The sequence below is a fragment of the Pseudomonas sp. Z003-0.4C(8344-21) genome (assembly GCF_900104975.1).
Classification (GTDB): domain Bacteria; phylum Pseudomonadota; class Gammaproteobacteria; order Pseudomonadales; family Pseudomonadaceae; genus Aquipseudomonas; species Aquipseudomonas granadensis.
In genome coordinates this window covers 4,501,793-4,519,313 of the sequence record NZ_LT629756.1, presented here as the reverse complement: position 1 = coordinate 4,519,313, position 17,521 = coordinate 4,501,793, and the positions used below count along the sequence as shown (strand labels likewise).

12 protein-coding genes are annotated in these 17,521 nt (G+C 59.5%); 4 read left to right on the top strand and 8 right to left on the bottom strand.

The genetic code is table 11. The features are described from left to right. Positions 1-43 precede the first annotated feature (43 nt). Together BLU24_RS20315 and BLU24_RS20310 are read left to right on the top strand one after the other, a co-directional pair. Positions 44-4,804 (top strand): RHS repeat-associated core domain-containing protein, encoded by a 4,761-nt coding sequence (locus tag BLU24_RS20315; RefSeq protein ID WP_093103249.1) that lies wholly within the window; start codon positions 44-46, stop codon positions 4,802-4,804. Positions 4,805-4,818: 14 nt separating this feature from the next. Further along, on the top strand, positions 4,819-5,229 hold the full coding sequence (locus tag BLU24_RS20310) for a hypothetical protein (RefSeq protein WP_331717142.1): 411 nt from the start codon (positions 4,819-4,821) through the stop codon (positions 5,227-5,229). A gap of 37 nt (positions 5,230-5,266) precedes the next feature. Here BLU24_RS20310 and BLU24_RS20305 read toward each other — a convergent pair whose 3' ends face one another. Beyond that, positions 5,267-7,054 carry a bifunctional diguanylate cyclase/phosphodiesterase gene (locus BLU24_RS20305; RefSeq protein WP_093103243.1) on the bottom strand — a complete coding sequence of 596 codons (1,788 nt, stop codon included), beginning with the start codon at positions 7,052-7,054 and terminating at the stop codon, positions 5,267-5,269. Between the two features lie 130 nt (positions 7,055-7,184). Then, entirely contained in the window at positions 7,185-9,269 is a 2,085-nt protein-coding gene (locus BLU24_RS20300; RefSeq protein ID WP_167359888.1) for a carboxy terminal-processing peptidase, read from the bottom strand. 138 nt (positions 9,270-9,407) lie between these two features. On the opposite strand from BLU24_RS20300, the gene BLU24_RS20295 reads away from it, so the two are divergent. Beyond that, a complete protein-coding gene (locus BLU24_RS20295) occupies positions 9,408-10,370 on the top strand; it encodes a zinc-binding dehydrogenase (RefSeq protein WP_093103240.1) in 963 nt (320 codons plus the stop codon). A 113-nt stretch (positions 10,371-10,483) separates the two neighbouring features. Here the strand turns inward: BLU24_RS20295 and BLU24_RS20290 are convergent, their stop codons facing one another. The 6 genes from BLU24_RS20290 to BLU24_RS20265 all read right to left on the bottom strand — a co-directional run bounded on the left by BLU24_RS20290 (position 10,484) and on the right by BLU24_RS20265 (position 15,918). Beyond that, positions 10,484-11,137 (bottom strand): HAD family hydrolase, encoded by a 654-nt coding sequence (locus tag BLU24_RS20290; protein WP_093103237.1) that lies wholly within the window; start codon positions 11,135-11,137, stop codon positions 10,484-10,486. A gap of 111 nt (positions 11,138-11,248) precedes the next feature. After that, the gene (locus BLU24_RS20285; protein WP_093103234.1) at positions 11,249-12,238 is read right to left on the bottom strand and encodes an ABC transporter ATP-binding protein; all 990 of its coding nucleotides are present in this window, start codon (positions 12,236-12,238) and stop codon (positions 11,249-11,251) included. Continuing rightward, on the bottom strand, positions 12,235-13,035 hold the full coding sequence (locus BLU24_RS20280; RefSeq protein WP_090282475.1) for an ABC transporter permease: 801 nt from the start codon (positions 13,033-13,035) through the stop codon (positions 12,235-12,237). The genes BLU24_RS20285 and BLU24_RS20280 overlap by 4 nt, the downstream gene beginning before the upstream one ends. Further along, a complete protein-coding gene (locus tag BLU24_RS20275) occupies positions 13,022-13,858 on the bottom strand; it encodes an ABC transporter permease (protein WP_167359925.1) in 837 nt (278 codons plus the stop codon). The genes BLU24_RS20280 and BLU24_RS20275 overlap by 14 nt, the downstream gene beginning before the upstream one ends. Positions 13,859-13,863: 5 nt before the next feature. Next, a complete protein-coding gene (locus BLU24_RS20270) occupies positions 13,864-14,670 on the bottom strand; it encodes an alkaline phosphatase family protein (RefSeq protein ID WP_093103231.1) in 807 nt (268 codons plus the stop codon). Positions 14,671-14,850: 180 nt separating this feature from the next. Continuing rightward, positions 14,851-15,918, bottom strand: a complete 1,068-nt coding sequence (locus BLU24_RS20265) for an ABC transporter substrate-binding protein (RefSeq protein ID WP_090282478.1) — start codon at positions 15,916-15,918, stop codon at positions 14,851-14,853. A 351-nt stretch (positions 15,919-16,269) separates the two neighbouring features. Between BLU24_RS20265 and BLU24_RS20260 the strand changes: the two genes are divergently transcribed. Further along, a complete protein-coding gene (locus tag BLU24_RS20260; RefSeq protein WP_093103228.1) occupies positions 16,270-16,983 on the top strand; it encodes a UTRA domain-containing protein in 714 nt (237 codons plus the stop codon). The last annotated feature ends 538 nt before the right edge of the window (positions 16,984-17,521 follow it).

The following is a 17,521-nucleotide window of genomic DNA, read 5'->3' as shown; positions in this document are numbered from 1 at the left end:
TTGACCCGCTGAACCCATCCACTTCGCACCTGCGCGTGCGCTGATGGACGCCATCAACCGCATCGAGCAAGCACTCGACAGTTTTCCCGGCACCCTCAGTCTCTACCGCCAGCAACTTGAGCATTGGGCCAGTCGCACCGCCGACTCGGTCAGCCATGCGGCGGATCTGCCATCGCTGATGGGCATGGAGCGGGTCATTCGCTTCGGCGAACACAGCACCACCGTCAGCAGCACAGATAGCGAGTTTTTCTCGGGCGTCGTGCAGTGTCCGCAGGGCGGGGTGATGCAGATCGAGAGCAAGTTCGAGTCGGTCTACGACATTGCGCTCGGCAACATTGAAGTCGACGTGATCGCCATGGACGTTGGCGAAGCGACGCCGGTGACCCTTGATGCACAAGGCAAGGGGTCGTTCGAAGGCACGCCGGGCAAGTTCTACCGGGTGCAGGTGCACAGCGAAGTCACGCCGGGTCAGCTCGACGATCTTTTCAAAGCCTACGGCGGCCTGACCCGCGAACTGGACGGCTGGCTGCGCAGCGAATGGCAAGGCTTAAGGCCGCAGTGGTCGCACTCCGTGGCGACGGCAACCGGCAATGGCCTGCTGGCCGGCAGTTGGGCGGCGATCGAGGGCGTCTGGGACAGCATCGGCCTGCTCTCTGACATCTTGCGGGACCCCGGCGCGTTTGTTGAGCGACTGGGCAGCGGCGCGACCGAGTTGATGGAACTGGCCACGACGGCGCCTGAGCTGATGGAAAAGCTGCAGTTGCTGGTCAGTGACGAAGCGGCGCTGTGTTTGCTGCTGCGCACGGCCAGCCTTTGGCTGGAGATGTTGCCGCCCGGTGAGATCGCCGGCAAAACCGCCGAAGCCGCATCAATGATGATGGTGCAATTGCTCATCGATGTGCTGATCGGCGTGGTCCTGACCTTCGCCAGTGGTGGCGCGGGCATTGCCTATCTGACCCTGCGTCTGGCCGACCGCGCCGTGCAATTGCTCGCGGCGGTGAAGCGTCTGGTCCAGGCCATTTTCGGCATCGTCAGCACCTTCATTGGTTATGTCGACGACTACAAGCGTGTCGCCGCTCGCGGTATCGCTGCCGGGGTGAAAAAAGGCCGGATGCAATTGCGCTGGGATGCCAGGCGCAACACCACGCTGAAGAAAGACGAACCTCACGACGACTCCCCCGACCAGGCGAAAAACCCCAACGGCGACAGCGCCGATTGCGTATCGCGCACCTGCACCAATGGTTGCCCGGTGTCGATGGTTACCGGCGAAGAGCTGCTGACGCTGACGGATGCGGTGCTGGTTGGTGTGCTGCCGTTTGAATTCAGCCGTTTGTATCGCTCGAGCGCCGTCGAAATCGATATCGGCTTGGGGTTTGGCTGGAGCCATTCGCTGGCGCATCGGCTGGAGTTTGAGGGCGACTTTGTTGTTTGGGTCGACCATGAAAACCGTCGTATGCGGTTTCCTTTACCGAGCGCGACCCGGCCGGCGATTCACAACAGTCTGTCGCGGGCGGCGATTTTTCTGGGCGACGAACCGGAAGAGCTGATTCTGGCGCTGGCCGGGGAAGCGGCGCGGTTTTATCACTTTCGCGCCGGGCGGCTGACGGCGATCAGTGATGTGTATGGCAATCGGCTCTCGGTGCATCACGATCGGGCTGATCGGGTGCAGCGGCTGGATAACGGCGCCGGTCGTTCGCTGCTGTTGCGTTATGACCGGGCGCAACTGGTTAGCGTGGATTATCAGGTGTTTCGTGAAAGCGCCTGGCACACCGAACAAACGCTGGTCAGCTACCGCTTCGACGCTTATCACAATCTGATCGAAGCCACCAACGCGGTCGGCGACAGCGAGCGTTACGACTACGACGACGCTCACGTCATCCTGCAGCGGCAACTGGCCGGTGGCGCGAGTTTTTTCTGGGAGTGGGAGCGCTCCGGCAAGGCTGCACGCTGCGTCCGCCACTGGGCCTCGTTCTCGCAGATGGACACCCGATACGTCTGGGCCGACGACGGCAGCGTCGCGGTGCAGTACGTCGACGGCACCGAAGAAACCTACGTCCACGACGACCGCGCACGGCTGGTACGCAAGGTCGAGGCGGATGGCGGCGAACACCTCAAGGCCTATGACGCTGCGGGGCGGTTGGTTGCCGAGCAGGATCCTTTAGGCGCGGTCACCGAATACCGCTACGACGAAGTCGGACGGCTGATCGCGCTGATTCCGCCGGACGACGCGCCAACGTCCTACGAGTACCGCAACGGTTTTCTTTATCGGCGCACTCGCGGCGATGCCGTGTGGATCTATCGGCGCAACGCCGAGGGTGATGTCACCGAAGCGGTCGACCCTGACGGTCAGGTCACCCATTACTACTACAACGTGCGCGGGCAACTGCTGTCGATCCGCTACCCGGACAGCAGTCGCCATCGGCTTGTGTGGAATCCGCTCGGTCAGTTGACCGAAGAAACCCTGCCCGACGGCGGTGTGCGACGCTTTTCCTACGACGCATTGGGGCGAAGGACGACGACCGCCGACGAACACGGCGCCGTCACCCGCCAGCAATGGGACGCCGTTGGCCGACTGATCCTGACGACGTTTCCTACCGGCAACACTCGCGCCTACAGCTACGGCGCCTACGGCCAGGTGACCGCCGAACGCGACGAGCTCGGACGCATTACCCGTTACGAGTACGACGATGACCTGCATCTGGTCTCGCGGCGGATCAACCCCGACGGCACGCAGGTGCAGTACCGCTACGACCATGCGCAACTGCTGCTCACCGAGATCGAAAACGAGTCGGGAGAAAAATACCGGCTGGACTACACGCCGAGCGGATTGATCCGACAGGAAACCGGGTTTGATGGACGCCGGACCGCGTATGCCTACGACCTGAATGGGCATCTGCTGGAGAAGACCGAGTTTGGTGATGACGGCTCATGTTTGCTGACTGCTTATGAGCGCGATGCGGCCGGTCGCCTGCTGGTCAAGACCCTTCCCGATGGTGTGAAGGTCAAATATTCCTACGACCGCCTCGGCCGTCTGACAGCCGTCGATGACGGCCAAAACCACCCGCTGGCCTTTGAATACGACCGCCAGGATCGGCTGATCACCGAACACCAGGGCTGGGGCACCCTGCGTTATGCCTATGACGCCTGCGGCCAGCTCAAACGTCTGCGCCTGCCGGACAACAGCAAACTCGACTACCACTACGCCAAGGGCGGCGCGCTGACGGCGATCGACCTCAATGGCACGCCGCTGACCCGCCACGTCTACCAGTTCGGCCGCGAAGTGCAGCGCCAGCAAGGCCTGCTGCTCAGCGAATATGCCTACGACGAACAGGGAAGATTGCTTGCCCACGCCGTAGGCCATCAGCGCGATTCGCTCTACCGTCGCGATTATGCCTACAGCGCCAACGGCAACCTCGCCCACATCGCCGACAGCCGCCACGGCCAACGCACCTACGGCTACGACGCCCTCGACCGGCTGATCCGCGTCCGCCACTCACGCGACGAATTGCCGGAATCCTTCGCCCACGACCCGGCCGGCAACCTGCTGATGCAGGACCGCCCCGGCCCGAGCCAAGTCAAAGGCAATCGCCTGCTGATGCAGGGCGACCGTCATTACGACTACGACGCCTTCGGCAACCTGGTCCGCGAACGCCGTGGCAAAGCACAGACACTCGTCACCGAATACCGCTACGACAGCCAGCACCGCCTGGTCGGCCTGACCCGCCCCGACGGCCAGACCGCCACTTATCAATACGACGCTTTCGGTCGGCGCATCCGCAAAACCGTCGACGGCCAGACCACCGAATTTTTCTGGCAAGGCGACCAGATCGTCGCCGAAAGCAGCGAGAACGAATACCGCAGCTACGTGTACGAACCCGGCACCTTCCGCCCACTGGCGCTGCTCGACGGCAAAGGCCCGAAAAAAGCCTGCCCGTTCTACTACCAGCTCGACCACCTCGGCACCCCGCAAGAACTCACCGACTACGGCGGCGACATCGTCTGGTCCGCCCAATACGACGCCTACGGCAAAACCGCCGCGCTGACCCTCGCCGGGGAGGACTACCTGAACCAGCCACTGCGTTTTCAGGGGCAGTATTTCGATGTTGAAAGCGGGCTGCACTATAACCGGCACCGGTATTACGACCCGCGGCTGGGGCGGTATCTGACACCGGATCCGATCAAGTTGGCCGGTGGGTTGAACCAGTACCAGTACGTGCCGAATCCGACGGGGTGGGTGGATCCGTTGGGGTTGACGTCAAATTGCCCGCCGCCAAAAACCAATAAGACCGATAAGTGCCAAGTACCAACTCAAGCTAACAGGCCTAATGTAAATCAAGGGTTACCGACTGTTCCGGCTGTTGGCAAAGATGGCCCGCAAAACGAAGCTGAAGCTAAGCGCCAGGTATTAGCTTGGAACAGACAATATAGAATGCACTCAGTAGAAAAACATGGGCCAGAGATTGATGATGCAGCTTTAAAGCAAAGATCAATAGACGGCTCGCACCCAACAAAAAAAGGAGTTAGAGGGCCAGTAGGTCCGAGCTCTCAATTCAGTAGTTGGATGATGCAATTTAGGGCGTTGCATTTTGCTTTGTCCAGAATGCATAAAAAAATACCTGAGCCGACAGGATATGATGCTGACGAAAACCCTATTGTCAGGATGAAGCTGCCGGGAGCGGGTCGTGGGTACAAGCCCAATGAAAGAGATCCAAGCAGTCCTCGGTACATAGATAGCTTGGATGGAGCGGAAGTGAAATTTGATAAGCGAGATGTTAAACGACCATTCACTGGCTTTCCAAGATAGGTGGAATTATGTTAATGCAGCCATTCACAAACTTTCCATATGAACCTCGACTTTCACATGTTTTGGGTGGAATATCGATTTATGATCAAGAGGAAACGCTTGGCGAGGCATTGTGGGTTTACAACCCTAATAAGTACGAAGATCAGAAAAAAATAATTAATAACTTCATTGTGTCCTGGTTTGATCATTTAACCTATCGTCATAGGTTTGTGATTTATAAACTTCTTGAAAGCCATTTACAGGATGCTAATTTTGATTTTTCTAAAGAGTTTGAGAGCGACTATGATGATCCGAGAATACTTGCATGGGATGAGACGGAAATAATGGATCCTCGTGGTTTCTTTGAACATATATTCGAGATCGCTAGTGAATCGTGGAAGGATGATCTGATTCGGGCGAGCCTTGAGGATCAGAGCGAATGGTGACATTGAGTTGTCTCGTCATTTCGTAAATTTGAAAAAATTAACGTCGCTCCACTAACTGCGGTTGTTGATCACCCAAGGCGAAACTATCAATCAAATGCACACTAAACCCCACAACATTCTTCGCATGATGCTTCGCCTGCGAAGCCATCTCCGCCAGCTGACTCGCATCCAGTTCCGCGCAGGCTTCCGGGCGAAGGTGCACCACCCCGATCGATAACGACAACAACGCAAACTCCTGCCGCATACCCTGGCGATTCGGCGCCACAAAACATCCCGCCTCAACATGCTCGGGCCGGTAAAAACGTCGGCACTGGCTCTGAAAATCATCAAGCAGTTGATTGAGGCGTTTGCGCCAATCCTCTGGGCCGAGGACGAGGAGGAAGTCGTCGCCGCCGATGTGGCCGACGAAGTCGCGGGTGGGGTCGACGCGTTCGTTGAGGCACTGCGCGAGGCACAGCAGGACTTCGTCACCACGGCCGTAGCCGTAGATGTCGTTGAAGGGTTTGAAGCTGTCGATGTCGACGTAGCAGATGATCGACTCGCGGCCCTGCTGCAGCAGGCGGGTCAGGCACTGTTGGATCGGTACGTTGCCGGGCAGCAAGGTCAGCGGGTTGGCGTAGCGGGCCTGCTGGATTTTCAGTTCGGTGATCAGTTTGAGCACGTCGATGACCCGGCCGAGGCCGAGGTAGCTGCCGTTGAGGGTGATGATGAAATCTTCTTCGATGCGCTGGCGGGCGCGGCTGGTGATCAGGCGGCTGACTTGTTGCAGCGACTGGCTCATTTCCACCGCGAGGAAGTCGTCGCTCATCAGGCGGCTGATGGGTTTGCGTGCGAACAGATCGGTGGCGAAGGGTTTGAGCAAGGCGTCGGACAGCGAATGACGGTGGACGATGCCGGCGGGTTGGCCCTGTTCGTCGAGCACCGCCAGCGAGTTGAGGTTGGCCTGGCGGCGGAACGCTTCGAGTACGGTGGCGGTCGGGGTGTCGCGGTGAACCGCCGGTTGCTCGTTGAGCAGGGCGCTGAGGTCGCTGCCTTCGTCGTTCAGCGCTACGGCGCTGCTGTCGTGTTTCGGCATCAAGGCGCGGGAGTCGCGTGATGGGTGCTCCTGGGGGCGACCGAGCAAATAGCCTTGCACCAGATCGACGCCCATTTCAGTCAGCACGGCGAGTTCTTCCGGCAGTTCGATGCCTTCGGCGATCACTTGTGCCCGCGAGGCTTTGGCGATCTGCAGGATCGATCCGACGAACTCGCGCTTCAACGCATCCTGATGAATGCCATCGATGAAATGCCGGTCGATCTTCACGTAATCCGGGCGCAGCTCTGACCATAGACGCAGGCTCGAATACCCGGCGCCAAGGTCATCCAGCGCAATGGAAAAACCCATCGCCCGGTAGTGATGCAGGGCGGTTTGCAGCAACTGGAAGTCATCGATGGGCGTCTGCTCGGTCAATTCGATAACCACCTGACTGGGCGGAATGCCGAAGTCCTGCAGCAGCTGCAAGGTTCGTCCCGGCTGATGCGCCGCCTCGAGAAGAGATTCCGGCGAGACGTTGAGAAACAGCTTGCCCGGGAGCTTTTGTTCGTTGAAACGCCGGCAGGCAGATTCTCGACAGGCGATCTCCAGCTCACTCAGGCGGCCGGCCTGACGCGCCACGGCAAACAGGGCAATCGGTGAATGCAGAGGGCTGTTGGACGGGCCGCGAGTCAGGGCCTCGTAACCGAGGATGCGTCGCTCGGAGAGACTGATGATCGGCTGGAACAGGCTGTGCAAACCGCTTTGAGTCAGGATCGAGCTCAACGCGCTCAGCTGTTCGGTCGTGGTCATGGCAGTCTCTGGCGATAAAAAAAGGACCGGGAGCACTCTTGGTTCAGAGTGACTCCCGGTCCTTTATTGCACGACAGAATGATGACTGTTTGATGACGATCAGGGGATCGCCAGCATTAATTTGCCATCATTACTTCTTGGCTACCTGATTGCTCAGCTTCAGGTAATCGAGCAGTACGCGCCCGGTTTCGCTCAGGTAGGCATCGTCTTCCGGTTTGACTTTGTCCGGATCGGCTGCCGCCAGTGCGTCCTCGTCTTCTTTCTTCAGCTCTTTGAGCGGTTCTTCGCCTTTGGCCTTGCGACGCAGGTTCTCCATCGTCAGCTGTTTGGCGTCGATGTCGGCGTGCTGGGCGCGACGCTCGGCTTCGTTGAGGCTGACGGTTTTTTCTTCCATCAGCTTTTGCGCCAGTGCCAGCTTGTCGCGGATGAACACGAACTCGGCATCCTTGGCGGTGCGCGTGTCATGTTCGGACTTGAGCTGAGCCAGGTACGGCTTGAACGGATCGGCCGCCGGTTTGATCGCGGCGCGGATGGTGTCCCACGGCATGGCTTCCGGCAGCGCGCTCTCGCCGATTTCCTTGGTGTCGATCAGCGACGGGTAGTCGATGTCCGGCAGCACGCCCTGATGCTGGGTGCTCTGCCCGGAAACCCGGTAGAACTTGGCCAGGGTTAGTTTCAGTTCGCCGTGGTTCAGCGGCTGAATGGTCTGCACGGTGCCTTTACCGAAAGTCTGGCCGCCGATGATCAGCGCACGATGGTAATCCTGCATGGCGCCGGCGAAGATCTCCGAAGCCGAGGCGGACAGGCGGTTGACCAGCAACGCCATCGGCCCTTTGTAGAACGCGCCCGGGTTTTCATCTTCCAGCACGTCGACGCGGCCATCGGCGTTACGCACGAGAACGGTCGGGCCCTTGTCGATGAACAGGCTGGTCAGCTCGGTGGCTTCCTGCAGGGAACCGCCGCCGTTGTTGCGCAGGTCGATGACCACGCCGTCGACTTTGTCTTTCTGCAGTTCGGTCAGCAGTTTCTTCACGTCGCGCGTGGTGCTCTTGTAATCCGGATCACCGGCACGGAACGCCTTGAAGTCGAGGTAAAATGCCGGGATCTCGATCACACCGAGCTTGTAGTCCTTGCCGTCCTGTTTGAGGTTCAGCACCGACTTCTTCACGGCCTGGTCTTCGAGCTTCACCGCTTCACGGGTGATCGGCACGATCTTGGTGGTCTGGTCGTTTGGCGCATTGCTCGCCGGTATTACTTCCAGACGCACCACGGTGCCTTTCGGCCCGCGGATCAGCTTGACCACTTCGTCCAGACGCCAGCCGACCACGTCGACCATCTCTTTGTTGCCCTGGGCAACGCCAATGATCTTGTCGGCCGGGGCCACTTGCTTGGTCTTGTCAGCCGGGCCTGCCGGCACCAGACGCACGACTTTCACCTGATCGTTGTCGCTCTGCAACACGGCGCCGATGCCTTCGAGGGACAGGCTCATGTTGATGTCGAAGTTCTCCGCGTTATCCGGCGACAGATAGTTGGTGTGCGGGTCGTACGACATGGCGAAGGTGTTGATGTACGCCTGGAAGATGTCTTCCGGACGGGTCTGGTCCAGGCGCGCCAACTGGTTCTTGTAGCGCTTGGTCAGGGTTTCCTGGATCTGCTTGGGCTCTTTGCCGGCGATCTTCATCCGCAGCACTTCGTCCTTGACGCGTTTGCGCCAGAGGTCGTCGAGTTCAGCGGTGGATTTGAGCCAAGGGGCGTCCTTGCGATCGATCAGCAAGGTCTCCCTGGTGGTGAAGTCCATCTTGTCGACGCCTTTGTTCAGCTCGGCAAGGGCGAAGTCCAGACGCGCCTTGACGCGGTCCAGATAGCGCTTGTAGATGGTGAACCCGGCGTTGAGGTCGCCGCTCTTGAGGAAGTCGTCGAACTGGGTTTTCCACTTGTCGAATTCAGCGATGTCGCTGGACATGAAATAGCTGCGCGACGGGTCCAGCAGCTTGAGGTAGCTGTCGTAGATGATCACCGAGCGCGCATCGTCCAGCGGCGGCTTGCTGTAGTGGTGACGCTTGAGCAACTCGACGACGTTCAGGCTGGCGATGACTTCATCGCGATCAGGCTGCAACTTGTCCCAGCTGTTGGCTGCGAATGTAGTGCCCGACACCGGCAACAGACCGATACCGATGAAAAGAGCGAGGGCGGTGCTGGGGAGCAGATGCTTCATGCTGATTCGACGCGGGGACAATTGATAACGCATATTAGGCCGTCTTTGAAGTCGCCGGTTCTACGAGAGCCGGTCGCATAATGCAAAAAGCCCGGCGCTACAGCTTCGGGCTCAGTCCAGACTCACTATGGAGGCACTGTGAAGGCATTGCAAGGCGTTGACGGTCAAGTGGCATGGGTTGAAGAGCCGAGTCCTGCGTGCGATGTAGGACAAGTCCGCATCCGCGTGGCGGCAGCCGGCCTCAATCGCGCCGATTTATTACAGAAAGCGGGGCTGTATCCGCCTCCGCCGGGTGCCAGCCAAGTGCTCGGTCTAGAGTGTTCCGGGGTCATCAGCGAGGTCGGCGCGGGCAGTGCGTGGCAGGTCGGCGATCGGGTGTGCGCCTTGCTGGCCGGGGGCGGCATGGCTGAAGAGGTGGTTGTCGATGGGCGGCACGTGCTGCCGGTTCCCGAAGGCGTTTCGCTGATCGAAGCCGCCGCATTGCCCGAGGTTTATGCAACAGTCTGGCTGAATGTGTTTCAGCTTGCGGCGCTCAAGCCGGGTGAGAAAGTTCTCCTGCATGCCGGCGCCAGTGGAATCGGTTCAGCCGCCATTCAGCTGTGCAAGGCGTTTGGTAACCCGTGCTGGGTCAGCGTCGGTTCGGCCGAGCGTCTGGCTTACTGCGAGTCGTTGGGCGCGCAGGGCGGCGTGCTGCGTACCGACGATCTTGAGAGCCTGCGCGATTTCGGTCCGTTCGATGTGATCCTCGATCCGGTCGGCGGCAACTATTCGGCGCTGAACCTGAAGCTGGTGGCGCTGGATGGGCGTTGGGTGCTGATCGGTCTGATGGGGGGCCGTGAGGCGAAACTGGATCTGGCGCAGGTGCTGGCCAAGCGCGTGCAACTGCTCGGTTCGACATTGCGCAGTCGCAGTGATCAGTTCAAGGCAGATTTGCTCAGCGATCTCGGCCAGCAGGTGTGGCCTTTGTTTGCCGAAGGGCGGTTGCGTCCGCAATTGGCCAAGGCGTTTGCGGTGAAGGATGCCGAGGCGGCGTTTGCCGAGTTGGCGAGTAATACGGTGGCGGGCAAGCTGGTGTTGGTGATTGACGAGGGATTGAGCTGACAATACAGCCCTCCTGCAGGAGTGAGCCTGCTCGCGATAGCACCGTGTCAGTCACCATCAGAGTTGGCAGATAGACCGCAATCGCGAGCAGGCTCAGTCCTGCAGGGGTCGGTTTATTTCCAGAGATGGATTGGCCAGCCGGATTTTTCTGCGTGTTCGAGCAGCACCGGGTCCGGATTGACCACATGCGGGAAGTCCACTTTCAGCAACAACGGCAGATCATTACGCGAGTCGGAGTAAAAACTCGCGCCTTCGAGGTTCTCTTCTTCCGCATCCAGCCACTCCAGCAAGCGGGTGATCTTGCCTTCGCGATAGGTCAGGGTGCCGACGGTCTTGCCGCTGTAAACGCCGTGGGCGACGTCCAGTTCGATGGCCAGCACCTCGTCGATGCCCAGGCGTTCGGCAATCGGCTTGACCAGGTGCGTACCCGACGCCGAGATCACCAGAATGCGGTCGCCGGCCTGGCGGTGTGCGGCGATGGTTTTGGTCGCGTCGCTGAAGATGATCGGTTCGATGAAATCTTCTACCCACGGGCCCACCAAATGTTCGATTTCTGCAGGCGTGCGACCGATCAGCGGTTCAAGGCTGAAGGCCATGTAGTCTTCCATCGCCAGGTGGCCGCGCCCGTAAGCGTCCATCAACTCCTTGTCACGCTGCATGAACGATTCGCCATCGACCCAGCCGAGGCGAACCATTTGCTCGCTCCAGAGCGAGGAGCAGTCGCCGTGGATCAACGTTTCGTCCAGATCAAAAATTGCCAGGGCCATCGGTTTTCTCCGAGAACAGCTGCAAGCTACGAGCGTTGAGCTGCAAGAATTAAAATCAGATACACCGCAGTCTACAGCTTGAAGCTTGTAGCTCGAAGCTTGCAGCTGCTCCTAAGCTACTTCACACAGCGCCGTCGGATCGATGGAAAGTGCCAGGCGCTGACCATCGGGAAGCAGATCGGCCGCCGAGCGGTTGAGCACATCCACCACCAATTCCACGCCGCGCGCTTCGACTCGGTAACGGATCACATTGCCCAGCAGGCTATGGCTGCGGATCTGTGCGTCGGGTTCGCCGTTGAGGCTCAGTTCGATGGCTTCCGGGCGGATCGCGATGCGGTGATGGATCGGCCGTTGCAGCAGCTTCGAGGCGTCCTCGGCATCGAGCAGGTTGTAATTGCCGATGAAGCCGGCGGCGAACACGTCGACCGGCGCGGTGTAGAGGGTTTCGGCGTCGCCGCTCTGGACGATCCTGCCCTGATTCATCAGGAAGATTCGATCCGACATGGTCAGCGCTTCTTCCTGATCGTGGGTGACGAAAATCGTGGTCAGGCCAAGTTCGCGCTGGATCTGTCGGATCTGCTCGCGCAGGTGTTTGCGAATCCGTGCATCAAGGGCCGACAGCGGTTCATCGAGCAGCAGCAAACGCGGACGTGTAACCAACGAGCGGGCGAGGGCGACGCGCTGGCATTGGCCGCCTGAGAGCTGATGCGGGTAGCGACTGGCAAAGTCGTGCAGTTCAACCAGTTTCAACACCTCGGAAACGCGTTTATGGCTGTCGTCGCTATTGACCTTCTGCATGCGCAAACCGAAGGCAACGTTCTGCTCGACGGTCATGTTGGGAAACAGCGCATAGCTCTGGAACACCATGCCGATGCCGCGTTTCTGCGGGCTCAACGGGACGATGTCGACGCCGTCGAGCAGGATCTGCCCGGCATCCACCGGCGTCAGCCCGGCGATGCAGCGCAACAGGGTCGACTTGCCGCACCCGGACGGGCCGAGCAAGGTAACGAACTCACCCTTGTTGATCTCGCAGTTGATGTCGCTGAACACGGTGGTGCCCGCGTAGTTTTTCTGCAGGTGTTGGACGCTGACATAGCTCATTCGCTTTTGTCCTTGTTCAAGGTGTTGGCGATCCAGGTCAGGACCAGCACGAAAAGGAAATACGAGATCACCAGCGCACTGGTGAAGTGGCCGCTGCTGTTGCGCATGTTGTTCAGGTACACCTGCAGGGTTTCGTAGCGGGTGCCGACGAGGATGTTGGCGAAGACGAACTCACCGAACAGGAACGAGAACGACAGCAGCAACGCGACCATCAGGCCTTTGCGCAGGTTCGGCAGCACCACCAGGATTGCCGCTTGAAAGGTACTGGCGCCGAGCAATTGTGCGGCGTCCATCAGGTCGCGCAGGTTGATCGCTTGCAGGTTGTTGGTGATCGCCCGGTACATGAAGGGTAGCGCCACGGTGAAGTAGCAGCCGATCAGAATCCACGGCGTGCCGACCATCGCCATCGGCCCGGAGCCGTAAAGCTGCAACAGGCCCACCGAGGACACCACCGGCGGCACCGCAAAGGGCAGCAGGATCAGGATGTTCATCAGCGCATCGAGTTTCGGGAAGTGGTAATGCACCACGAACAGCAGCGGCAGGATCAGCACCACCGACAGCACCAGCGCGCCGACGCACACCAGCAACGACTGGCCAAAGGCGTGAAGGAAACGCGGATCGCTCCACAGCTGGATGTACCACTTGAAGGTAAAGCCGCTGGGCAGAATGGTCGCCGACCAACTGCTGGCGATCGAATACACCAGTGTGCCGGCCAGCGGCAGCAAGAGAATCGCGAACAACAGGTACACCACGACGCGGTGGTAGAGACCGGCGGGGCCGGATTCAGCGCGAGACATGGTAGCTCCTCTTCAACAGCAGTTGATGCACGACGGTGACGATGGTCATCAGCGCCACCAGCACCACGGCCAGCGCGCTGGCCAGGTTCGGGTCGAGAGAGATGTCTCCGGAAACCATTGCCGCGATTCGGATCGGCAGCACGTTGAAGTTACCGGTGGTCAACGCATACACCGTGGCATAGGCGCCGAGGGCATTGGCCAGCAGAATCACGAACGTGCCGAGCAACGCTGGCGTCAACACCGGCAAACCGATGTGCCGCCAGAATTGCCAGCCATTGGCACCCAGCAGGGCGGCGGATTCGCGCCAGTCTTCGCGCAGCGCGTCAAAGGCCGGGTAGAGCAACAGCACGCCGAGGGGAATCTGAAAGTAGGTGTAGAGAATGATCAGGCCGGTTTTCGAGTACAGGTTGAAGTCTTGAATGATCCCCGACTGTTTCAACATGATCGTGATGCTGCCGTTGAAACCGAGCAGGATGATGAACGCGAACGCCAGCGGCACGCCGGCGAAGTTGCTGGTCATGTTGGCGAAGGCGTTGACGAAGTTGCGCAGTTTCGAGTCGACCCGACGTAGCGAATACGCACCGAGGACGGCGATCAGGATGCCGAACACGCTCGACCAGAAGCTGATCTCAAGGCTGTACTGGATCGCCTGTCGATAGAATTTCGATCCGAAAATTTTGCTGAAATTGGCCAGGCCCCAACCGGAATCCTCCGATTGCAGGCTGTTGATCATCACCCAGACAAGCGGGGCGATTTCGAAGACGATGAAGAACAGCGCGAACGGCACCAGACACAGCGCCGCCAGCCATTTGCCGCGAGTCATGGCGTTCACTTGAGCAGCTCCCGGCACACAGGTTTATCGTGGGGCACGCCGAGCAGTTCGCAGACAGTGCCGCAGATTTCGGTCTGTCTGGGTGCGGCTTCCGCGTTAAGGCTGAAGGCATCGCCGAGGACGAACAGCGGCACCTGGCGCTCTTCCGGCAGCAGGCCGTTGTGCGAGCGGTCGTTGTTCATGCCGTGGTCGGCGGTCACCAGCACTTGATAGCCGGCGTCGAGCCAGCCTTGCAGGTAATCGGCGAGAACGATGTCGGCCGAGCGCGCGCTGTTGCGATATTGCGAGCTGTCGAGGCCGTGCTTGTGCCCGGCATCGTCAATGTTCATCGGATGGACGAGCAGGAAATTCGGCGCGTGGCGCAGGCGCAGGTTTTCTGCGTCGGCGAACAGGTGCGAATCCGGGTAGTGGTCGTTCCAGTAGAAATGCCCGTGCTGGATCGGCAGGGACGGATCGTCGGTGTGTCGATCACGCGCCGCGACGAAAGGTGAGCGGTTGTACAGCTCACTGACCCAGTGATAGGCCGCCGCAGCGGTTTTCAGCCCGGCATCGCGTGCGTAGTGATAAATGCTGCGCTGACTGGACAGGCGCGAGACGTTGTTGTGAACGATGCCGCTGTCGATCGGCGGCACGCCGGTGAGAATGCATTCGTAAAGCGGTCGGGACAGGGCCGGCAGTTCGCACTCCAGTCGATAGAGCGCGGCGCGTCCTGCGCCAGCATAAGCCTGCAGATGCCCCATGGCGTGACGCGCAACCTCGTAGTTGAGGCCGTCGAGCACGACAAGGATGACGTTGTGCTTCATAGGGGCAAGAACTCCGCGAAACAGTGAATTCAAATTCAACAGAGATCCCCTGTAGGAGTGAGCCTGCTCGCGATAGCGGTGGTTCAGCCAACATCGTTGGTGAATGTTCGACCGCTATCGCGAGCAGGCTCACTCCTGCAGGGGGATTTGTTTCAGGTCACAGAGTGGTGATCTGAAGCCTTACTTCATCTCTACGATGACTTCCTCGTTCCACACCTGCGGCAAGGACTTGGAAGTCTTTTCCCAGGCATCGGCGTCCTTGATCGGGGTGACCTTCTTGTACTGCTCGTTCGGCAGCAGTTTGGCTTTGACGTCTTCCGGCAGTTGCAGGTGTTCGGCACGGATCGGACGGGCGTTGCCGCGGGCGAGGTTGGTCTGGCCGGCGTCGCTGAAGATGTATTCGCGGGTCAGCTTGGCGGCGTTGGGGTTTTTCGCGTACTTGTTGATGATCGTGGTGTAGCCGGAAATCACCGAACCGTCGGACGGGATCAGCACCACGTAATCATCCGGGTTGGCCATCTTGGCTTTGTAGCTCAGGCCGTTGAAGTCCCAGACCACACCGACTTCGATCTCGCCTTTTTCCATGGTGGCGATGGTCGGATTGGCCATCGACAGGCGACCCTGTTTGGCGATGTCAGCGAACAGCAGCAGGGCCGGCTTGATGTTCTTCTCGTCGCCACCGTTGGCCAGTGCCGCGGCGAGTACACCGTTGGCCGCTTGCGCGGCGGTGCTCACGTCACCGATGGACACCTTGTATTTGCCGCTTTTCAGGTCAGCCCATTTGGTCGGCACTTCGGAGCCGTGCAGCAGCTTCTTGTTGACGATGAAGGCGATGGTGCCGGTGTAGGCCAGCGCCCAGTTGCCGTCCTTGTCCTTGGCCCAGTCCGGCACCTGATCCCAGGTGCTTGGCTTGTACGGTTGCACCACGCCTTGCTTGACCGCGATCGGGCCGAAGGCCGCGCCGACGTCGCCGATGTCGGCGGTGGCATTGTCTTTCTCGGCGGCGAACTTGGCGATTTCCTGCGCCGAGCTCATGTCGGTGTCGATGTGTTTCAGGCCATAGGTCTTGGCCAGGTCTTCCCAGGTACCTTTCCAGTTGGCCCAGTCATCCGGCATGCCGACGCTGTTGACGGCGCCTTCCGCTTTGGCAGCGGCTTCGAGGGTTTTCAGATCGGTGCCGGCCGCCATGGCGGAGGTGCACAGTGCAATGGTCGAGCCTAACAGTGTTGCCAGGAAAAGCTGTTTCATTCCGAAGCTCCTTGGTCGTGTTCAACGCTGCGATTGCGGTATGTGTTGGTCTAGGTCAGCAATACCTGAGCCAATTTAAGCGGGCTGGATGACAGTTTAATGTCGGCGGCGGTTTGTCCGGCCTTTTCTGTGCCCGGTGTGGGCAGGTGCTCGCTAAGCGTAGACCAAGCCCCGAGGCCCGGTAGGCAAGGGACTTGGCCGATGTATTGCAAGTCGTGAGGACGACCGTTGAGCAGTTTTGTCATCTGCCGGTCATCTGCAGTGCCTAGGCTTGCGACATCAGCAAACGGCTTTTTGGCCTTGCGCTTCTGCCCCGAAACAGTGCTGGTCTAGTCCAGATAGGTAACGTTGATGCGTGATGAGGCAACAAAAGCGGTGACAGCGATTGGCCAGGTGTTGCAGGAGCAACTCGATCACGGCTTGCTGGCGGCGGGCAGCAAGTTGCCGGCCGAGCGCAAGCTCAGTGAGTTGTTCGGCACGACGCGTATTACCGTGCGCGAGGCGTTGTTGCAGCTGGAAGCGCAGGGGCAGATTTATCGCGAGGAGCGCCGTGGCTGGTTCGTGTCGCCGCCGCGTCTGGCGTACAACCTGATGCAGCGCAGTCACTTTCACGCGATGGTCAGTGCGCAGGGGCGGGTGGCGTCGACCGAGGTTATTTCGGCACGTTTGCAGCCGGCGTCGGCGGCGGTGTGTGCGTGGTTGCAGTTGCCGGCGCTGTCGAGCGTGATTCAGATTTGCCGGTCGCGGCGCATTGACGGGCGATTGGTGTTGTATGTGGAGCATTATCTGAATCCGCAGTTTTTTCCGGGGATTCTCGAGTTTGATTTGAATCAGTCGATGACCGAGTTGTATGCGCGGCATTTTGATTTGCACTATGGGCGGGTGCGCTTTGAGATTGTGCCGACTTCATTGTCGGTGGATGCGGCGGCCGCTTTAAGGGTTTCGGTGGGGAGTCCGGGGTTGCGGATTGCTCGGGTCAATTATGATCAGCATGAGCGGTTGATTGATTGTGATCTGGAGTTTTGGCGGCATGATGCGATTCACGTAGGGGTTGATGTGGTGTGAGGTTCCTTGACCTTGGCGGCCTCTGGGCCGACCAGGCTCTGGTTGTTTTGGGGGCATATCCGTTGCTTCGGGTGGTGCTGATGGCGGTTTCGCCCTTACGGCGAGTCCCTTTTTCAAACGCCAAAAAGGAACCAAAAGGCTTTGCTCCTGCGTTCGGCCCTCGCAGGCTCGGGTCCCTTCGCTCCGGGATCGATCCGGGCGCAGCGGCTACGGTTTGCTGCGCTGCACCTACGTCCGCTGTGTCTGGCTGCGCCAGACGGTCGCTGCGCTCCCACGCCCGGATCGATCCCTCCACTCAGCCTTCCGATGTCGCTGGTCAGGCAAGATCAAGAGCACTCGAGCTGGCGCTCATTGTTGAGTGGTTAGAAGCGCCGTATGGCTTGAGATCTTCAGTGGATTCGCCCCTCACCCCAGCCCTCTCCCGAGGGAGAGGGGGCCGATTTGTGGGCTTTTCGGAAACTACGTACGACTCGGTATTTCAGGTCAGCGTACCTTTCGCATCCACCTCGGTCAGTCCCCTCTCCCTACGGGCGGTCCG

Bases quoted from the DNA above. Each gene is read 5' to 3' on its own strand.
- BLU24_RS20315 (WP_093103249.1), top strand. From the start codon at position 44: ATGGACGCCATCAACCGCATCGAGCAAGCACTCGACAGTTTTCCCGGC.
- BLU24_RS20310 (WP_331717142.1), top strand. From the start codon at position 4,819: ATGCAGCCATTCACAAACTTTCCATATGAACCTCGACTTTCACATGTT.
- BLU24_RS20305 (WP_093103243.1), bottom strand. From the start codon at position 7,054: ATGACCACGACCGAACAGCTGAGCGCGTTGAGCTCGATCCTGACTCAA.
- BLU24_RS20300 (WP_167359888.1), bottom strand. From the start codon at position 9,269: ATGAAGCATCTGCTCCCCAGCACCGCCCTCGCTCTTTTCATCGGTATC.
- BLU24_RS20290 (WP_093103237.1), bottom strand. From the start codon at position 11,137: ATGGCCCTGGCAATTTTTGATCTGGACGAAACGTTGATCCACGGCGAC.
- BLU24_RS20285 (WP_093103234.1), bottom strand. From the start codon at position 12,238: ATGAGCTATGTCAGCGTCCAACACCTGCAGAAAAACTACGCGGGCACC.
- BLU24_RS20280 (WP_090282475.1), bottom strand. From the start codon at position 13,035: ATGTCTCGCGCTGAATCCGGCCCCGCCGGTCTCTACCACCGCGTCGTG.
- BLU24_RS20275 (WP_167359925.1), bottom strand. From the start codon at position 13,858: ATGACTCGCGGCAAATGGCTGGCGGCGCTGTGTCTGGTGCCGTTCGCG.
- BLU24_RS20270 (WP_093103231.1), bottom strand. From the start codon at position 14,670: ATGAAGCACAACGTCATCCTTGTCGTGCTCGACGGCCTCAACTACGAG.
- BLU24_RS20265 (WP_090282478.1), bottom strand. From the start codon at position 15,918: ATGAAACAGCTTTTCCTGGCAACACTGTTAGGCTCGACCATTGCACTG.
- BLU24_RS20260 (WP_093103228.1), top strand. From the start codon at position 16,270: ATGCGTGATGAGGCAACAAAAGCGGTGACAGCGATTGGCCAGGTGTTG.